Origin of the sequence: Pseudoalteromonas sp. L21 (assembly GCF_021728035.1) — a bacterium.
Classification (GTDB): Bacteria; Pseudomonadota; Gammaproteobacteria; order Enterobacterales; family Alteromonadaceae; genus Pseudoalteromonas; species Pseudoalteromonas arabiensis.
On the sequence record NZ_JAKKCV010000004.1, the window covers coordinates 136,135 to 151,443 of the forward strand.

Annotated in this window: 11 protein-coding genes and 2 tRNA genes; 8 read left to right on the forward strand and 5 right to left on the reverse strand. The window is 40.9% G+C overall.

Annotated features, from left to right (window positions below; translation table 11 throughout):
- Positions 1 to 3: 3 nt before the first annotated feature.
- From L3V41_RS12425 to L3V41_RS12435, 3 genes are read left to right on the forward strand one after another with little or no spacing between them, the layout of a single operon-like run.
- Positions 4 to 2,211: a polysaccharide biosynthesis tyrosine autokinase gene (locus tag L3V41_RS12425; RefSeq protein ID WP_062569207.1), complete on the forward strand. Its 2,208-nt coding sequence runs from the start codon at positions 4 to 6 to the stop codon at positions 2,209 to 2,211.
- 12 nt (positions 2,212 to 2,223) lie between these two features.
- Positions 2,224 to 2,952, forward strand: coding sequence for a CpsB/CapC family capsule biosynthesis tyrosine phosphatase (locus L3V41_RS12430; RefSeq protein ID WP_193988885.1), 729 nt, complete (start codon positions 2,224 to 2,226; stop codon positions 2,950 to 2,952).
- On the forward strand, positions 2,945 to 3,688 hold the full coding sequence (locus L3V41_RS12435; RefSeq protein ID WP_237127848.1) for a VpsP family polysaccharide biosynthesis protein: 744 nt from the start codon (positions 2,945 to 2,947) through the stop codon (positions 3,686 to 3,688). The genes L3V41_RS12430 and L3V41_RS12435 overlap by 8 nt, the downstream gene beginning before the upstream one ends.
- A gap of 34 nt (positions 3,689 to 3,722) precedes the next feature.
- Here L3V41_RS12435 and L3V41_RS12440 read toward each other — a convergent pair whose 3' ends face one another.
- Positions 3,723 to 4,538, reverse strand: a complete 816-nt coding sequence (locus tag L3V41_RS12440) for a polysaccharide deacetylase family protein (protein ID WP_237127849.1) — start codon at positions 4,536 to 4,538, stop codon at positions 3,723 to 3,725.
- A gap of 312 nt (positions 4,539 to 4,850) precedes the next feature.
- The gene (gene rsmF, locus L3V41_RS12445; protein WP_237127850.1) at positions 4,851 to 6,290 is read right to left on the reverse strand and encodes a 16S rRNA (cytosine(1407)-C(5))-methyltransferase RsmF; all 1,440 of its coding nucleotides are present in this window, start codon (positions 6,288 to 6,290) and stop codon (positions 4,851 to 4,853) included.
- Positions 6,291 to 6,571: 281 nt separating this feature from the next.
- On the opposite strand from rsmF, the gene L3V41_RS12450 reads away from it, so the two are divergent.
- From L3V41_RS12450 to prpF, 5 genes are all read left to right on the forward strand, one after another.
- Entirely contained in the window at positions 6,572 to 7,276 is a 705-nt protein-coding gene (locus tag L3V41_RS12450; protein ID WP_054554723.1) for a GntR family transcriptional regulator, read from the forward strand.
- 84 nt (positions 7,277 to 7,360) lie between these two features.
- Positions 7,361 to 8,236, forward strand: a complete 876-nt coding sequence (gene prpB / locus L3V41_RS12455) for a methylisocitrate lyase (RefSeq protein WP_062569203.1) — start codon at positions 7,361 to 7,363, stop codon at positions 8,234 to 8,236.
- A gap of 24 nt (positions 8,237 to 8,260) precedes the next feature.
- A complete protein-coding gene (gene prpC, locus L3V41_RS12460; protein ID WP_062569202.1) occupies positions 8,261 to 9,385 on the forward strand; it encodes a 2-methylcitrate synthase in 1,125 nt (374 codons plus the stop codon).
- A 116-nt stretch (positions 9,386 to 9,501) separates the two neighbouring features.
- Positions 9,502 to 12,093 carry a Fe/S-dependent 2-methylisocitrate dehydratase AcnD gene (gene acnD, locus L3V41_RS12465; RefSeq protein WP_237127851.1) on the forward strand — a complete coding sequence of 864 codons (2,592 nt, stop codon included), beginning with the start codon at positions 9,502 to 9,504 and terminating at the stop codon, positions 12,091 to 12,093.
- A 3-nt stretch (positions 12,094 to 12,096) separates the two neighbouring features.
- Positions 12,097 to 13,266: a 2-methylaconitate cis-trans isomerase PrpF gene (gene prpF, locus L3V41_RS12470; RefSeq protein WP_237114132.1), complete on the forward strand. Its 1,170-nt coding sequence runs from the start codon at positions 12,097 to 12,099 to the stop codon at positions 13,264 to 13,266.
- Between the two features lie 29 nt (positions 13,267 to 13,295).
- Here prpF and L3V41_RS12475 read toward each other — a convergent pair whose 3' ends face one another.
- From L3V41_RS12475 to L3V41_RS12485, 3 genes are all read right to left on the reverse strand, one after another.
- The gene (locus L3V41_RS12475; RefSeq protein ID WP_237127852.1) at positions 13,296 to 14,204 is read right to left on the reverse strand and encodes a transporter substrate-binding domain-containing protein; all 909 of its coding nucleotides are present in this window, start codon (positions 14,202 to 14,204) and stop codon (positions 13,296 to 13,298) included.
- A 726-nt stretch (positions 14,205 to 14,930) separates the two neighbouring features.
- Positions 14,931 to 15,007: transfer RNA gene (locus L3V41_RS12480), tRNA-Val, on the reverse strand.
- Positions 15,008 to 15,216: 209 nt separating this feature from the next.
- Positions 15,217 to 15,293, reverse strand: a tRNA-Val gene (locus L3V41_RS12485).
- Between the last annotated feature and the right edge of the window lie 16 nt (positions 15,294 to 15,309).

Below are 15,309 nucleotides of genomic sequence, written 5' to 3' on the forward strand. Positions count from 1 at the left end.
AAAATGAATTCACTATCAGAAAAGCCTAATAGCAATGAAGAACTCATTGATTTAGGCGCTTACCTTAATGTTATCAAACAGAATAAATGGAAAATCTTAGGTTTTTCGGTTGTTGTAACTTTATTTACCATGATGGTTACTCTAACCTTGGTACCTAAGTATATAGCTTCTGCAACCTTACTGATTGAGTCAGAACAAACAAAAGCTGTTAGCTTTGATGAAGTTTATGGCTTAGATTCAACGAAAAAAGAATATTATCAAACTCAGTTTGAAGTAATAAAGTCGGATAGTATAGCCCGAGAGGTCATCACAAAGCTAAATTTGGCAGAGCATCCGGACTTTATTAATAAACCTTCATTCAGTGATGAGTTAAAAAGTATGGCGAAGCAACTTTTGCCATTTCTTAACAAGTCTGAACGTTCAGTGCTCACCGAGCAGGAGATTGCTGAGTTAAAAATGCTGGATTTACTTGCTACGTTTAGAGCTAACCTGAGCGTATCACCTATTCGTAAGACCCAACTTGTAAAAGTTAGTTTTGAATCGAGCGATCCTAAACTTGCTGCCTTAGTCGCTAATACCGTAGGTGAGGTTTATATTGAAAGCCAAATGCGCGCTAAAATGGGCATCACCCAACAGGCTTCAAGTTGGTTGAATACCCGCTTATCAGAGCTACGAGTTCAACTTGACAGCTCTGAAGTTCGCTTACAAAACTACCGAGAAGAGCAAAAACTTGTCGACATTGAAGGTATTGCGGGGCTTATAACTCAAGAGTTAGAGCAAACGTCTAAACAGCTTGTTGACGCTCGCGCTACAAAAAACAATTTGGAAAGTATAAACCGTGTTATCAATGAATATGGCAATGATAACATTGAGTTACTGGGAAGTATGCCTGAAATTACTTCGCACCGTGTAGTACAAGATGTTAAACGTGAAGTGGTGTTAGCTGAGCGAAAGGTGAGCGAATTAGCTGAGGTATATGGCCCTAAACATCCTAAAATGATTTCAGCTAAAGCTGAGTTAGCGACAGTAAAAACGAACCTTAATAAGCAAATTAAAGGTTTGATTACTGGTATTGAGAAAGAGTTAAATAGGATTGCGCGTACTGTCAGTGCTCTTGAAGGGGATTTAGCAAAAATCCGTGCTGAGTATCAAGATGTAACGCGTAAAGAGACGCAATATAACCAGTTAAAGCGTGAAGTTGAAACAAACCGTAATATTTTTAATACCTTTTTATCTCGCTCTAAAGAAACTGAAGTAACCAGCGACTTTAGTTCAGCAGCAGCTCGTTTTACAGACCGTGCATATGCACCAAGAAATCCAAGTAAACCAAATAAAAAGTTAATTATTATTTTAGCCTTTGTTGCAAGCTTAGGTTTTGCAATGGTGATGACATTCGTTTTTGACGCGCTAAACGATACTGTTAAAAATAAAAATGATGTTGAAAATAAACTAGCGCAGCGAATGTTAGGTTTGCTACCTCATGTTGCAATTCCTAAAAAGAGTTTCTTTCCGATCCATGCTTACTTAGATGATACGTATCGTCGCTTTGCTGAATCGGTACGAACTTTCCGTACTAGTCTATTATTAACTCATCTTGACCGCGCACATCAGGTTATTGCTGTTACATCGACTTCGCCAGGAGAAGGTAAAACCACTACTTCTGCTAATTTAGCCATGTCGTTAGCGCAAATGGGGAAGGTGTTGTTAATTGATGCTGATTTACGTAAGCCAACTCTAGCAAAACGATTTGATATACCAGTGTTTCACCCTGGTTTGAGTAATTTAATTATTGGCACAGATCAATTAACTGATTGTGTACATGAGGATTCGCAATCTGGTGTAACTATAATGCCCAGTGGTCAGATACCCTCTAACCCACTTGAGCTCCTCTCGAGCAGCCGCTTTTCTGATTTGCTTAGTGAATTAAAAGGTAAGTATGATCATATTATTGTTGATACGCCACCGACTCAAGCGGTTAGTGATGCACTAGTAATAGCACAAAGTGTTGACTCGGTTGTATATGTTGTTAAATCAGATATAACACGTATTAAACCTATCACCGCAGGGCTTGAGCGTCTATTTGAAGTAAAAGCTCATGTTGCGGGTGTTTTACTAAACCAAGTGGATATGAGTAAGTCTAAAGATGAACACAGTCAAGGGTATTATGATTATTACGATTACTCACAGCAACCTGAAAAACCTCAAGCGTAACTAAGTTAGTTTATGTTTGATATTCATAGTCATATTTTGCCAAGTATTGATGACGGCGCTAAAGATCTAGATGAATCTTTAGCGCTTCTTAAAATGGCTGAAGATGATGGTATAACCCATATGGTTGCTACACCACATATACATATAGGTAGATTTAATAACCGAAGCTCTCATATTTACGAGAGCTTGGTTAACTTGCGTCTACATGCAAAAAATGCCGGTATTGGTGTAAAGTTAGCTGCCGCAGCAGAAGTGCGTCTCGATGTAGAACTTATGGCATTGGTTATGTCTAATCAGTTACCTTTTATTGGGGAAATAGCTAATAAAAATGTACTGTTATTAGAGTTACCACATTCGCATATGCCACAAGGTTACGATAAATTTATCCAATGGCTTGATAAACAAAATATTCGGGTAATTATTCCGCATCCGGAGCGTAACCGAGATATTCAGTCTAATCTATATTATATTCAGCACTTAAAACAATTAGGCTGTGATTTTCAGTTAACAGCATCAAGTATCCAAGGTGAGTGGGGGGAAAACGCAAAAGCCATATCATTGCAAATGCTTAACGATGGCCTAGTTAGTTATATTGCCTCTGATACTCATTCCGTTAAACGTCGTCCTCCCGTTCTTAGCCAGGCTAAAGAAACTGTCTCGCAATTAATCGGTGTAGAACAAGCTAACTCAATCTTCATTACTAATCCGCAACGATTGACAGAATGCTTATTTAATGACTAAATTTAACATAGGTAAAACTGTAACTAGCTCTATTTTAGCCGTCTTAGTGCTTTTTATTACTTATTCAAGCCTACAAAGTATGCGTGCGAATGCGTGGTATTTTAATGCGCTAAATATTGTGCAGGCCACTGCTCTTGATTCTTCTAACACATCGTTGCTCAGCGCAGAAAATGCAATGACGCTGGCAACTGATTTGGACCCTGAACATCCGCATTACTGGCATTTTTTGGCTCATATTAAAATGTTAGGTTTATCAAAAATGAATATATCATCGAATGAGCAAATTAAGCAGGTTGAAGATACATACCAACAAGTTGAACAAGCACTATTAAAGTCGGTTGAGCTAAGGAGCACTTGGGCGCAAACTTGGGTTGCCTTAGCTCAGGTTGTCAGCTTTCAAGAAGGGCCTTCTGAGCGAGTATATGGCTATCTCCAAGAAGCGAAAAAAATGGGGCCTTATGAATTTAATACTCATCTAGGTATTATTCAAATCGCTTTAATGCACTGGACTAATCTACCGCCTACCTATAAAGCACTATATGTAAATGAGCTTAAGCTAGCTTCTAAACATGGTTATAAATTTAATAGTATTTTTAATATGGCAGAGCGAATGGAGCGCTTAGGTATAGTGTGTTTATCACTTCAATTTGGCAATGAATTTAGCCGTGTTAGACAAACACCGGCTTATAAACGCAGCTGCAAAAATTTTAATACTAATACGATGTTAAAGAACTAAAAAGCTACTCACTTTGTTTTAAAGCACGTTAGATTCACTGTATGTCTTTTCTATGTTGCTTGATATAGTTCGACACTTCACTAACAGTTGCTAACCAGTAGCCAGTTTCTGGTTTTTGTAAGTAATTAATCAGCTCTTCTAATGCGTTTATATCGGTAGAGTATTGGCCACGTTCGCCTATTTCATGCCCTGCTAGAATGATCCAGCTATTATTGGTTCGATGTTGTTCTATCATGGCCTTAATCTCTGCAAATGTGAGTCCATCGATCCGTAGACTTGTTAACTGTGAAAAGTCAGTAAAGTTGGGGTTGTTTGCTGTTTCGTCTAACCAAGTTCGGCCTGTGTCAAAATGTTTGGCTATTAATGGAACATAGCTTTTAGTGTTAGCCCCTCGGCCTACAAAAGTGTTGCCGCACGGGTATGCGAATGCCTTTGCATCAACACCTAACGTTTGCTTAATATACTGTTGGCTGTCTATGATATCTTTTTCAATATCCTTAAGTGAAGCTTGTTCTAAGGATAAACCTTGTTGACGCAACCATTCAAAATTCCCAGTACATAAATGCTTATTAGTGTGGTTGGCTATTTCGTGACCGTCTTTTACAACTTTTTGCCACTTACTTACTCGTTCCTCAACATTAAAGGGGGAAACATAAAAGGTGGCTTTAACTTTGTATTTATTTAATAACGACAACCCATTATCGACTTGGCTATGTCTTGCATCGTCAAAGGTAATACTTATTGCGTTACTGGCGTTATCTGGGTAGGAAAAGCCTTGGTATGAGGTATTCTGAGCGCTTGTGTTTAAACTAATAAATGCCGTAATTAAAAAGCGTGATAATTTTAACATGTTCAATCCCTTTTCATCTATTTTCTGTAATAGAATCAAAAAGCAATGAATAGTGCAATGCGACTTTTGCATAAAAAACGCCCAGAACGAATCCGCATTGTTCTGGGCTTAGGGGGTGGCTCTTGCGAGCCTGCGCTAACTATAAAAAAACACCTTCTAAATTTAGTAGGGAGAAGTAGAAAGTACTTTTAAGTGTAGTTAAATAGTGGGAAATTGCACGATAAATGTACAATTTTTATATTGGTTTTAAATCAACTTGTTACACCATTTTACCTATTAAAGGTATGTATTTGTTCAGGGTTTATACGCAACTTATACCCAAGTTATTAACTGGGTATTTTGTACTAAATCACGTGGTAGTGAGTTCTTGATTTTATTCTTTTGCCACTTACCGAGGCCTACCGGACAGCCACATAACATTAACACTACTTCACCATTATCTTGAGTTGGTTTTTCGAGCCGAATATCTTTACCGTTAAAGTAATCGTTTGCTTGGCAAGCAGACATCTCAAAGGTATTTTTTTCGCAATCTTGACCAAAGACGGTGGCGAATTCATGTGCTAAGCGAACTCCGCCTTTATGGATCACACCAAGTTGAATGCCTAAACGTGAGTATTTAATTTTATCTTGCAGTTCATCAAAGCCATCAGGAAACAACCAAAGCTCTTTATCACGTTGCATTAAGGTGCCTTTGAGTGATTTTAGACCGAACTGTTTTTTAATTGTTTGCATAAACGCTTGGCTTTGCTTTTTATCAAACTCAGCAAACGGAAATGCGCCTTTTTTAACTTTTTGGTGTGGGTTGTCAATTGAGGCTATTTTTTTAAATTTAGCGATGAAGAAACCTTCACTGTCGTAAGTTTGTGGCCAAACATGCAAATAACCTTCGCTGGTTGTCGCTTTATCAGCGCCATCAAACAGGTTATCGAGCGATTGTACTTCGATGCAAGCAGGGAACTCTGCTAATAGATACTCGCACACTTGTTGGTTTTCAAGCGGTGTCAAAGTACAGGTCGAATAAACTAATGTGCCGCCAGGTTTTAGGGCATAAAAGGCACTTTTGATAAGGGCTTTTTGTACAGCAGCAATATCTATATTAGACTCAATTGACCAATTCTTTAGGGCGTCTGCATCTTTACGAACCGTGCCTTCACCTGAACACGGGGCGTCTAGCAAAATACTGTCGAAGCACTCATACATGTAATCCCCAAAGATCACACCGTCAAAATGTGATAATGCACAATTACCTACACCCATACGCTTGAGTGTTGCTGCCAAGACTTTTAAGCGAGATGATGACAACTCATTGGCAACTAACACGCCAGTATTATCCATCATGGCGGCGATTTGTGATGTTTTTGAACCCGGTGCCGATGCCATATCAAGTACCGCATCGCTTTGCTTAACTTCGGCTCGAAGAGCAACCGGCGGTAGCATTGAACTGGCTTCTTGCACATACATAGCACCACTTAAGTGTAAATCGGTATTACCGATTGCAAGGGCTTCTTCTTCCTCACTAGGACGTGTTAACCAGAACCCTTCCTTGCACCATGGGATTGCTGTTAACTCCCATCCTTTGTTGGCGCATTGACGCTGAAATTCTGAGACTGACATTTTTAATGTATTTACGCGAACAGATCGTCTAAGTGGGCGGCGACAGGCTGCAATAAAGTCGTCTAATGATAAATGTTCAGGAAGGTAGCTTTTTACATCATGAATAAATGAGTCTGGAATATATGTATTAGCGTCCACTAAATGGCTCTCACGTCACGTAATAATAGGCTGATCATACCATTTATAGCGCTGTCAGGGGATATTTTTAGCTTTTTCAGAGTGAGATTAAAGTGTCGACATATTAACGATATAAATATCTTTTATAGTCATTATTTTTGATAAATATCATTTTATGTCGACATTTTGCTGATTTTTTAGTCTATTTTTCCGATCTCAAGGTTGACACATTCAATGATAGGGCGCATAGTGAACTTACAAATTGTCGACAATCTTAATTTAGTACTTAAATAGACCTATTTATGACAGAGCAAAAAGCAAACGATAACTACAACGATATCACGATAACAACGGCATCAGACCAAGTGTTTGTCGACATGCGTCGTGAAATTGTACAAGGCACCATTGAGCAGGGCAGCAAAATTTCTGAGCCAGAACTTGCTAAACGCTATGGTGTAAGCCGTGCCACCTTACGTGAGGCGCTAAATCGTTTAGAGAGCTGTTATTTGGTAGAGCGTAAAGCGAATGTCGGTTGTCGTGTTGTAGCACTGACCGCTGAGCGTTTAATCGAAGTCTATCAGGTTCGTAGTGCCTTAGAGGGACTTGCTTGTCGGTTAGCTGCTGACAATATGGAACCTGAAGAAGTGCAAGGTTTAAAACAGTTATTGAATCAGCACTTACAAACACAGCGTGTAAAAGAAGGTGAATCATACTACCAAGAAGCGGGCGACCTTGATTTTCATTATCGCATTATTAAAGGGTCTAAAAACGCGCATCTAATTCATCTTTTATGTAATGAGTTGTACCAGTTAATTCGTATGTACCGTGTACAAATGGGGATGGTTGGGCCGCGTGTATCAAAAGCATTTGACGAACACTTGGCAATTATCAATGCCATTGAAAACCATGATGGTGAATTGGCCGAAATGCTTATGAAACGCCATATTAGTGCGTCTCAGGCAAATATTCAGACTAAGTTTGACTTACTCGCAGCAAAAAATCAGTAGCGCCTTAGTTAAACAGTCACAATTTAGCTTTAAAAAATAGAGTCAGCCAAAGAGCTGAAACCGTTCAAAGATAGGAGTTATCCAATGTCAGCAGGATTAAAGTTCAAACAGGCAATCGCCAACAATAAGCCACTGCAAGTGGTTGGCACCGTCAATGCGTACTGCGCAATGATGGCAGAAAAAACAGGTCACCAAGCACTTTATCTCTCAGGTGCGGGTGTTGCTAACGCATCATACGGTATGCCAGATTTAGGTATGACAAGCTTAGATAACGTACTTGAAGATATTCGTCGGATTACCAGCGCTACCGACTTACCGCTTCTTGTTGATGCTGACACAGGTTGGGGCGGTGCATTTAATATTGCTCGTACTGTTAAAGAAATGACTAAAGCGGGCGCTGCGGGCTTCCATATTGAAGACCAAGTTGCACAAAAACGTTGTGGTCACCGTCCTAATAAAGAAATCGTGTCTAAAGATGAAATGGTTGACCGTATTAAAGCCGCAGTTGATGCGAAAACAGATAGCGATTTTTACATTATGGCGCGTACTGATGCATTCCAAAAAGAAGGCTTAAATGCAGCCATTGACCGCGCTGCCGCATGTGTTGAAGCAGGTGCCGACGCTATCTTTGCAGAAGCTGTGCATGATTTAGCAGATTATCAAGCATTTGCTAAAGCGTTAAATGTGCCAATTCTTGCGAACATCACTGAGTTTGGCCAGACACCGCTATATACAGCTGAGCAATTAAGCGAAGTGGGTGTTGAAATTGTACTTTACCCACTTAGTGCATTTAGAGCGATGAACAAAGCAGCACTTAATGTGTATTCGTCTATTCTTAGCGAGGGCTCGCAACAAAGCCAATTAGACAACATGCAAACACGTGCTGAACTCTATGAGTTTTTAGACTATCACTCATATGAAAACACACTCGATAACCTTTTCTCAGCTAAAAAATCATAACGACAACATATAAGGAGAACACTCATGGTAGATAAAGCATTAGGCGGCGCAGGTTTACGTGGTCAAGTAGCAGGTGAAACAGCACTGTGTACAGTAGGTAAATCAGGTTCAGGTTTAACTTATTGTGGTTATGATATTAGTGAATTAGCAGATAAAGCGCAGTTTGAAGAAGTGTCTTTTTTACTGTCACGTGGTGAATTACCCACAGAGTCTGAGCTTACTGAATATAAAGCAAAGCTAAAATCACTACGTGGTTTACCAGATGCACTAAAAACAGTGCTTGAGAACATTCCTAAAGACGCGCACCCAATGGATGTAATGCGTACCGGTTGTTCTATGCTAGGTAATCTTGAAATGGAGCAAGATTTCTCAGAGGCGAATGATGCGATTGACCGCCTAGTTGCCGTATTCCCAAGTATTATTTGTTATTGGTATCGTTTTAGCCATGACGGCGTTCGCATCGACACTGAAACAGATGATGATTCGGTAGGCGCACATTTCTTAAATTTATTACACGATAAAGCACCATCAGCATTATTTGAGCAAGTAATGAATGTGTCTTTAATTCTCTATGCAGAGCATGAGTTTAATGCATCAACATTCACTGCGCGTGTATGTGCGTCAACATTGTCTGATATTCACTCTTGTGTAACGGGTGCTATCGGTAGTTTACGTGGTCCATTACATGGTGGTGCTAACGAAGCGGCAATGGATATGATTGAAGGCTTCACAAGTGCAGACCAAGCTGAAGAGGCGCTAATGGGTATGCTTGAACGTAAAGACAAGATTATGGGCTTTGGTCACGCTATTTACCGTGAATCAGATCCACGTAACGTGATCATCAAAAAATGGTCAGAAAAACTGGCTGATGAAGTGGGTGACGATGTTCTATATCCTGTATCTGTTCGCTGTGAAGAGGTCATGTGGCGTGAAAAGAAATTATTCTGTAATGCTGATTTCTTCCATGCATCTGCGTATCACTTCATGGGTATCCCAACTAAGTTATTCACGCCAATTTTCGTGATGAGCCGTGTTACAGGTTGGACAGCACACGTGAAAGAGCAACGCGCCAATAACCGTATTATACGCCCAAGTGCAGATTATACGGGCCCAGAAGCGCGTAGCTATACGCCAATTTCTGAGCGTTAATCGTTAATTAAATAGTGATAGGGGTGGCTTAGCTGCCCCTTTATGAAGGGGCGAAATAAATACAAAAACAATCAGCCCACCTTTGTTCACCGTCACCAAGTACAAGTAGAATCATCATGAATACAAATTTTAGAAAACCATTAGCAGGCACCGGAGTCGATTATTTTGATACTCGTGCTGCTGTTGATGCAATTAAACCGGGCAGCTATGCCACACTTCCTTACACATCACGTGTCCTTGCTGAAAACTTAGTTCGTCGCTGTGAACCTGAAATGCTCAATGATGCACTGTCGCAATTGATTGACCGCAAGCGTGATTTAGATTTCCCTTGGTTTCCTGCTCGCGTTGTATGTCACGATATCTTAGGTCAAACAGCGTTAGTTGATTTAGCAGGCCTTCGAGATGCCATTGCTGCAAAAGGCGGCGATCCTGCAAAAGTAAACCCTGTGGTACCAACACAGTTAATTGTTGACCATTCATTAGCGGTTGAACACGCAGGTTTTGAACCAGACGCATTTGAAAAAAACCGTGCGATTGAAGACCGTCGTAACGATGACCGTTTTCACTTTATCAATTGGACGAAAACAGCATTTAAAAATATTGATGTGATCCCGCCGGGTAATGGCATTATGCATCAAATCAATTTAGAGAAAATGTCGCCAGTGATCCAAAAACGTGATGGCGTGGCATTCCCAGATACATTAGTGGGTACAGATAGCCACACACCTATGGTCGATGCGTTAGGTGTTATTGCTGTCGGTGTGGGTGGCCTTGAAGCTGAAAGCGTGATGCTGGGGCGTGCTTCTTACATGCGTTTACCTGATATTGTCGGTGTTGAGCTGACTGGTAAACCACAGCCGGGTATTACTGCAACGGATATCGTATTAGCGATCACCGAATTTTTACGCAATGAAAAAGTCGTTTCGACCTACCTTGAATTTTATGGTGAAGGTGCCGATGCACTGACTCTCGGTGACAGAGCAACTATTTCTAATATGACGCCAGAGTTTGGCGCAACAGCTGCGATGTTCTACATCGATGACAACACACTTGATTACTTACGTTTGACTGGCCGTGAAGAAGAGCAAGTTAAACTAGTCGAAACTTACGCAAAAGAAACAGGTCTTTGGAGTGATAGCCTTAAAACGGCCGAGTATGAGCGTGTATTAACCTTTGATTTGTCATCTGTAGGTAGAAATATTGCGGGCCCATCTAATCCACATCGCCGTGTTGCAACCAGCGAACTTGATAAAGCGGGTATCACTGGCGCCTTAGAAAATGAAGAAGGCTTAATGCCAGATGGCGCGTGTATTATCGCAGCAATTACAAGCTGTACAAATACCAGTAATCCGCGAAATGTTATTGCTGCAGGTTTACTTGCGCGTAATGCTAACGCTAAAGGGTTAACCCGTAAGCCATGGGTTAAAACATCACTGGCACCGGGTTCTAAAGCGGTGAAATCTTACCTAGAAGAAGCTAACTTATTACCTGAGCTTGAGCAACTTGGCTTTGGTATTGTGGGGTTTGCATGTACGACCTGTAATGGCATGAGTGGTGCGCTTGATCCTAAAATTCAGCAAGAAGTGATTGATCGTGATTTATACGCAACTGCTGTACTTTCGGGTAACCGTAATTTCGATGGCCGTATTCACCCATATGCCAAACAAGCATTCTTAGCATCACCGCCACTGGTTGTTGCTTATGCTATTGCGGGTACGATTCGTTTTGATATCGAAAAAGATGTATTAGGGCATGATCAACAAGGCAACGAAATTCGCCTAATGGATTTATGGCCAACAGATGAAGAAATTGATGCAGTGATCAAACAAAGTGTTAAACCTGAGCAGTTTAAAAAGGTTTACGAGCCAATGTTTGATTTAAGTGTAGATTACGGTGAAGACAACGATCCGCTTTACCAATGGCGCCCACAAAGTACTTATATTCGCCGCCCACCTTATTGGGAAGGGGCATTAGCGGGTGAACGTTCTTTGAGTGATATGCGTGCACTAGCCGTACTAGGCGACAATATCACCACTGATCATTTGTCGCCTTCAAATGCGATTTTAGCGTCAAGTGCTGCTGGTGAATACCTAGCTAAAATGGGTCTCCCTGAAGAAGATTTTAACTCATATGCTACTCACCGAGGTGACCATTTAACAGCGCAGCGTGCAACATTCGCAAACCCTAAATTATTGAATGAAATGGTTAAAGAAAATGGTGAAGTGAAGCAAGGTTCATATGCTCGCATTGAACCTGAAGGCAAAGTAACACGTATGTGGGAAGCCATTGAAACCTACATGCAGCGTAAACAACCACTTATCATTGTGGCTGGTGCTGATTATGGCCAAGGCTCATCACGTGACTGGGCTGCAAAAGGTGTACGCCTTGCAGGTGTTCAAGTGATTGCAGCCGAAGGCTTTGAGCGTATTCACCGCACTAACTTAATTGGTATGGGCGTATTACCACTTGAATTTAAAGCTGGCACGACACGAATGACTTTAGGCATTGATGGTAGTGAGAGCTTTAGTGTCAAAGGTGAGCCAACACCTGGTGCAACACTGACATTGGTGATTACCCGTGCCAATGGTGAAACCGTTGAAGTACCAATGACGTGTCGTTTAGATACCGCTGAAGAAGTGTCAATTTATTCAGCTGGTGGTGTGCTACAACGTTTCGCGCAAGATTTCTTAGAATCTGAGGAGCACTAAACTATGGCGTTTAAACCACAAATGAAGGTGCCAGCAACCTATATGCGTGGCGGCACCAGTAAAGGGGTGTTCTTTAACTTAATTGATTTACCTGAGCCTGCCCAGGTGGCAGGCGAGGCCCGCGATAACCTATTATTACGTGTGATTGGTAGCCCCGATCCTTACCAAAAACAAACTGATGGTATGGGCGGTGCAACCTCAAGTACGAGTAAAACGGTGATTTTATCGAAAAGCGCTAAACCAGATCACGATGTTGATTATTTATTTGGTCAAGTGGCTATCGATAAAGCGTATGTTGATTGGAGTGGTAACTGCGGCAATCTAACCTCAGCAGTTGGGGCTTTTGCGATATCGAATGGTCTTGTTGATGCGAGTAAAATTCCTGATAACGGCGTTGTTGAAGTTAAAGTATGGCAAGTCAATATTAGTAAAACCATCATAGTGCATGTGCCAATTACTAACGGTGAAGTGCAAGAAACCGGTGATTTTGAGCTTGATGGCGTGACCTTTCCAGCTGCTGAAGTGAAACTTGAATTTATGGATCCGGCAGATGGTGAAGGTGCATTATTCCCAACAGGTAATTTAGTGGATGAACTTGAAGTTCCGGGGATTGGTATGCTGTCTGCGACGATGATCAATGCGGGTATTCCAACGGTTTTCATAAACGCCAGTGAAGTTGGCTATGATGGTACAGAGCTTCAAGAAGCGATTAACGGTGATGCATCTGCACTTGAAAAATTAGAAACAATTCGTGCCTATGGGGCGTTAAAAATGGGGTTAATTTCTCATCTTGATGAAGCAAAAGCACGTCAACATACGCCAAAAGTAGCCTGGGTAGCTCCAGCAACAACCTACCATGCATCAAGCGGCAAAGTTGTAAATGATACTGATATTGATTTAGTGGTACGTGCTATGTCAATGGGTAAATTGCATCACGCCATGATGGGCACAGCAGCGGTTGCAATAGGCACCGCTGCAGCTATACCCGGTACGCTTGTAAATCTCGCCGCAGGCGGGGGAGAGCGTCAGGAAGTTAACTTTGGTCATCCTTCTGGCACATTAAAAGTAGGCGCTGCTGCAACACTTGTTGATGGTAAATGGCAAGTCACAAAAGCAAGTATGAGCCGAAGTGCGCGCGTGTTAATGGAAGGCTGGGTTAGAGTACCCGAGTAATACCCTGTGTAATCTAAATGAAGCGGCGGTTACGCCGCTTTATCGAATTTGTAGCATTGTTTTTTCATATCTTCAATAAACTCATCAAACTTACCGCTTTTTTGCATGGTGTCTATTTCGTCATTGAGATCTTTTAAGGTATTTTTCCAGTTTGGGCTTGTTTTGCTGACAGAATAATAAAGTGGTTTGTGTTCTAGAGTTGGTTCTACAGCAACTAGAGATTCTATAATTCTTTGCTTATCGCTGTTAGATAGCTGAGATTTATAGACACTTGCTTTTAAAACCTCTAGGTCTGCAACAATAAGGCTGACACGATTGCTCAGCAATAAATGAATAAGTTGGTATTCATTATTAGCGACGATGGTATCAAGCTCTTTGCTTTCGATCATGCTATCAAGTTTCTTGGTGTTTTTGTAAGCACGGACTACACCTATAACATGCTCCTTGATTGATTCAAGGTCACCATTGAATGTAATCGAGTTACCTTTTAAAGTAACAAAAGATAAGTCGCCACCTGGTATTGGTTGACTTAAAGCTAATAGATTATTGCGAGTTTGGTTGAGAAAGTTGTCAGATATTACATCGTCCTCAACGAAATATTCGGGGAATAAGATATCGGCTTTTCCTAATTCCGCTTCTCTAACTGCGCGAGCCCATGGATAAAAGCCAATATAGACGCCATAGCCTTTTTTTAGTAGAGATTGGACCGTAAATTGGTAAAGCCAGCCTTTGTTACATAGGTTTTCATCAATATAAGGAGGCCAATCAAGAGTTACTAATCGAAGCGTTTTTTTAGCACCCAAGTTATAACCATAACCATCTTTATAGCGTACAGCATTTTGAGTAACTTCTTTGCCATCGAGTTGGTAAGTAATAGGAGTAAGTCCAGCGAATGCTTGATACGAAAAGATAAATATAATTACAGCAAGTACTTTCATAGTTTTTTAAGCTTCTTTTTTTAAGTTAAGCTTAGCCCTTTTTGATTAGTCTTCAACACTGTATTTGTAATAAAATTTAACGAAGCCCGAGCTACGTTAGATCACCCGTACTGGTTAGAGGCATTACATTCGAATTATTTGTCTTAGATATTTTCATATCGTAATTTGAAACGGTTATCCGATTTTTCGATGACGCGTCATGAGAACGACCTTATGATGTTAATTTTATTTCGGGGACGACCCTATACTAAAGAGTAATTGGTATGGGTTAAAGTTGCCAGCGAGTATAAGCTCAATTAGGTGTTTTTAAATATCAAAAAGTACTGTAAATTCAATGCTCTTATTTATTTATTTTTAGATGAAAACGCTGAAATAGAGAATTGGTACGACCGAGTGGATTCGAACCACCGACTTTGGCACGGGTCATAGAGAGTGGTAGCGCTCTAACCAACTGAGTTAATTATTTTTTTAGATGAAACCGCTGAAATAGAGAATTGGTACGACCGAGTGGATTCGAACCACCGACTTTGGCACGGGTCATAGAGAGTGGTAGCGCTCTAACCAACTGAGCTAATTATTTATTTTTAGATGAAACCGCTGAAATAGAGGATTGGTACGACCGAGTGGATTCGAACCACCGACTTTGGCACGGGTCATAGAGAGTGGTAGCGCTCTAACCAACTGAGCTAATTATTTATTTTAGGAGAAACCGCTGAAATAGAGGATTGGTACGACCGAGTGGATTCGAACCACCGACCTCTACCATGTCAAGGTAGCGCTCTAACCAACTGAGCTACGGTCGTACAGGCATTTAATTCTGAAGAGATTAAATGTTTTGGTACAACCGAGTGGATTCGAACCACCGACCTTTGGACTGGGCCGTTAAGAGTGGTAGTGCTTTTTCCTTTGGTTATACCTATATCATGGTACAACCGAGTGGATTCGAACCACCGACCTTTGGACTGGGCCGTTAAGAGTGGTAGTGCTTTTTCCTTTGGTTATACCTATATCATGGTACAACCGAGTGGATTCGAACCACCGACCCCTACCATGTCAAGGTAGTGCTCTAACCAACTGAGCTACGGTTGTATTTTGATATAAAATT